Genomic DNA, 1,007 nt, shown 5'->3' with positions numbered 1-1,007 from the left:
GGCGGCGCGGGGTGTCCGCCGCCCGGGACGCGATCCGGCTGCCCGCTCCGGTCGCCCCGGCGCCGGCCGTGCCGGCGGGCGCAGACCTGTCGCTGACCCAGCTCGCGCCGTACGTCACCCCGAACTTCGGGTTCTACCGGATCGACACCGCTCTGGTGGTGCCGCAGGTGGACCCGGACACCTGGCGGTTGCGGATCCACGGCCGGGTCCGTACCGAACGCACCTACAGCTACGCGGACCTGCTGGCCCGGCCGATGGTGGAGCGGTACGTCACGTTGGCCTGCGTCTCCAACGAGGTCGGCGGGGACCTGATCGGCAACGCCCGCTGGCTCGGCGTACCCCTGCGGGAGTTGCTCGACGAGGTCGAGCCGGAGGACGACGCCGACCAGGTCGTCGGCCGGTCGGTCGACGGCTGGACCTGCGGCACCCCCACCGCCGCGCTGCGCGACGGGCGCGACGCCCTGCTGGCGATCGGCATGAACGGTGAGCCGCTGCCGGTCGAGCACGGATTCCCGGTCCGGGTGGTGGTGCCCGGCCTCTACGGCTACGTGTCCGCCTGCAAGTGGGTGACCGAGCTGGAGCTGACCCGGTTCGCCGACTTCGACGCGTACTGGGTGCCGCGGGGCTGGTCGGCCCAGGGGCCGATCAAGACCCAGTCGCGGATCGACGCGCCCCGGGCGCGCAACCGGCTGACCACCGGCCCGGTCACCGTGGCCGGGGTGGCGTGGGCACAGCATCGGGGCATCCGCCGGGTCGAGGTACGCGTCGACGGCGGGCCCTGGCAGGAGGCGGAACTGGCCCCGACGGTGTCCGTGGACACCTGGGTCCAGTGGTCGTGGCGCTGGGACGCCACGCCGGGCCAGCACCGGCTCCAGGTCCGGGCGACCGACGAGACCGGCGAGACCCAGACCGAGCGCACCCAGGGCGTGGCCCCAAACGGCGCGACAGGCTGGCACACCGTCACGGTCACCGTCCGCTGACCCCTACCCCACCCACCCCACCCAGAC

General features: G+C 74.2%; 1 protein-coding gene. It reads left to right on the top strand.

Annotated features, from left to right (window positions below; genetic code table 11):
* On the top strand, positions 1 to 980 hold a 980-nt coding region (locus JNW91_RS31530; protein WP_203179062.1), incomplete at its 5' end, for a molybdopterin-dependent oxidoreductase.
* Between the last annotated feature and the right edge of the window lie 27 nt (positions 981 to 1,007).

The sequence above is a fragment of the Micromonospora parastrephiae genome (genome assembly GCF_016802865.1).
Taxonomy (GTDB): Bacteria; Actinomycetota; Actinomycetes; order Mycobacteriales; family Micromonosporaceae; genus Micromonospora; species Micromonospora parastrephiae.
Note: the sequence above shows the minus strand (reverse complement) of the source record. Positions and strands in the feature narration are given on the sequence as shown.